At 38.0% G+C, this 3,345-nt stretch carries 2 protein-coding genes; both read left to right on the forward strand.

The genetic code is table 11. The annotated features are described in order from the left end of the window. On the forward strand, window positions 1-1,335 hold a 1,335-nt coding region (locus GMD4S_RS07465), incomplete at its 5' end, for a G5 domain-containing protein (protein WP_000341551.1). 362 nt (window positions 1,336-1,697) lie between these two features. Further along, window positions 1,698-3,345 (forward strand): isopeptide-forming domain-containing fimbrial protein (locus tag GMD4S_RS07470; RefSeq protein ID WP_000871436.1); only part of this gene is annotated, 1,648 nt, incomplete at its 3' end.

Here is a 3,345-nt window from a genome sequence, read left to right on the forward strand (position 1 = left end):
GAAGGTACTCGAAAGGTAAAACAAGCGGGAGAAAAAGGTCAGAAGAAAGTTGTTTGGGATGTTACTTTGGTAAATGGCGTTGAGAAAAAACGTGATAGAAAGAGCCAAACAGTAATTAAAGAACCAGTAGAAGAAATCATCGAAGTAGGAACTAAGAAAACAGGTGTAGAAACCAAAGAAACAGTGACTGTAGAGGAGAAAGTTGCTTTTAAAGAAGAAACGAAAGTAGACCCAGCACTGGATAAAGGTCAAACACGTGTTGAAGAAGGTGAAGAAGGTATTGATGAAGTCACTTATGAAGTGACAAAAGTGGATGGTGTTGAAAAATCTCGTAAAGAAGTTTCACGCAAGACCAAGAAAGCTGCAAAAAACAAGATTACCTATACCGGTGGGAAAGCTGTTGTAACGACTAAGGAAGTAACCAAAACTGAAGAAGTTGCCTTCCAGACTCGTGAGGTTGAAAATGCACTCTTAGCTGAAGGTGTTCGCCGAGTGAAAACAGCTGGGCAAAAAGGTGTTCGTACCATTGTTGAAACTGTCACTTACACAGACGGCGTTGAAACAGGTCGTGAGGTGAAATCCAACACAATCACTACTCCAGCAGTAGACGAAGTTGTCGAAGTTGGAACTAAGAAAGTAGTAGCCCCAGTTGTAACGACTAAGGAAGAGACCAAGACAGAAGAAGTTGCTTTCCAAACTAAGGAAGTAACAAATCCAGATTTTCCAGAAGGGACTCGTCAAGTGAAGACAGCTGGTAAGAAGGGTGTTCGTACGATTGTTGAAACTGTCACTTACACAGACGGCGTTGAAACAGGTCGCGAGGTGAAATCAAACACAATCACTACTCCAGCAGTAGACGAAGTTGTCGAAGTTGGAACTAAGAAAGTAGTAGCCCCAGTTGTAACGACTAAGGAAGAAACGAAGACAGAAGATGTTGCCTTCCAAACTAAGGAAGTCACAAATCCAGATCTTCCAGAAGGAAGTCGTCAAGTGAAGACAGCTGGTAAGAAGGGTGTTCGCACCATTGTTTATACAGTGACTTACACAGACGGCGTTGAAACAGGTCGAGTTGAGAAATCAAGCACAATCACCACTCCAGCAGTAGATGAGATTGTTGAAGTTGGAACTAAGAAAGTAACTCCTACAACAACCAACGGTGATAAGAATGATACTGCAATAACAGGGAACCAAGCTGAAAGCACTAAGAAAGAAGAAACTGCAAGCCAAGATAAGAAAGTTCTACCAAGCACAGGTACAGCTTCTACCAGTCTTCTTTCAATGATTGGTTTATTTATCGCCGGTCTAGTAGGCTTTGTCGTTCGTAAGAAGGACTAAGGCTCTCTAATATACAAAAGTATCTTTTGTACGAGAAATACTAAAAAGAACCCAGAATTTATTCTTGGGTTCTTTCTTTATAAAAAATTAAATATATTAATGTTTATGTGTGGCTTGAGTACGTTATGAAACTCATAGAGTGATAATAGGATTAACTATAAAACAGTTATTCACATGGTGTAAACGCCTTTTCTAAAATTTTTATATTTTAATTATTCTCACCAAAAATTGACAATCTGGAAATACAAAATAATAAATTTTTATCTATAATCTACTTTTAATTGCCCTTTTTTTGTGTTAAAATGAGATGAATATTTCTTTTGAAATGATTAAACAATCATTTTTAGTTTTGGAGGTACATTATGAAATGGAAATATCGCATGAGAATGCCTTTTTCTACTATTTTCAGTAGAAAAAAACAGGCTTTTCTCGGACTAGTCGTTTTACTTTTTTCTATTTTTCTTATTCCGCTTCAATCTTATGCGGCTTTAGAAGAAATAAAAAACGGAACGGATATCTCAACCTTGGATATTCGTAAGTTTAATTTGAACATCAACAATTTTAGTGTTTTATCTAAATCACAGGCTGTTGATCAGTTTCATTTATCGAATCCCCACTATGAATATCTCTGGGGTGGTGCCTATCCAGGCGAGATGGAGAACTTTACTCTTAAAGTAGATAAAAGTAAAAAACAGGATCAAGTTTTTGAAAATCCTCTTTCTCTAAAATTCACAAATATTGGGACAGTTAATGGTAAGCAAGTAGATGCTTACTTAAAATTCAATAAGGTAACTCTTCACTATCTAAACACTGCTCAGGCAGAATCTGAGATGAATAGTGCTCAAAAATCTACTGTTGAATTTTTCTCTATTTCAGAATTGTGGGAAAATAATGCTTTTGAAATTGGGAATGTTCCCTATGTAGATGCAGCTCATGACTACATTATGAATAAGGCTTTTTGGCTTGATGCGGATGTAACAGCAGAGTTGCGTTATGCAGATGGTTCCGAGACAGATTTGAAGTTGGTTATGAAGCCAACAGACATCGATGCAATGGATGCCAACAACTTGAAGGAAACCTTCTATGTTAAGGATTATCAAAATGATGTTAATCTTCGTTTGATGAATAATGCCAATGTCTTAAGACAGGAAGATCAAGGAGATCGAACTGCTTGGGTAGCAACTCAGATTACAAGCGGTAGCTATTCTGAGAACAATATCTCTGGTTTTGCCCTTCGATCAAATAGTAATAGTATGAATTTTGGTTACTCATCAACAGAGGTTGCTTCGGCCGTCTTTGGTCTTTATATTGAAAAAATTGATCCGAGCCCTGTTCTAGCAGTGGATCCTACAGAGATTCCAGCTAAGGAAGGACAAGATGTAACCTATAAAGCTACGTTTAAAGTTCCGGTTCCAGGTAAGGACATTTTAGCAACGCCTTCATCTATCGAAATGGTTCAGAAATTTGATGAGCGCCTTAATTATCAAGGACTTAAAGTGGAATCAGGTGGAGTGACTTTACAGGAAGGGCGTGATTATACTATTGAAAAGAATGGTCAAACTGTTACTGTTAAAATGACACCTGAATACATAAAAGCAAATTCTTCTGCTGAAATTATTGTAACTTATAATACTACTACAAACAAAAAAGTAGAAGAAAAAGGTTCTGGAAAGATTGACAATACTGTAACATTGCATGTTGATAATTTATCAGCTCCTTCTAATCAGGTAAGCACGGCCCTCCTTTATGAAAAACATCATGAGTTTGTGAGTGGAACCCCAGGCAAAGAACTTCCACAAGAAGTGAAAGACCTGCTTCCAGCAACAGAAAAGAACTTGTCTAATGGTACTCAAGTAACGCCAACACAACCAAGCCAAACAGAAGTGAAGACGGCAGAGGGTACATGGAGCTTTAAGTCTTATGACAAGGCATCAGAAACCATCAATGGAGCGGATGCCCACTTCGTCGGTACTTGGGAATTTACCCCAGCACCAACTTACAAGGCAACAC

This window comes from Streptococcus sp. GMD4S, assembly GCF_000296955.1.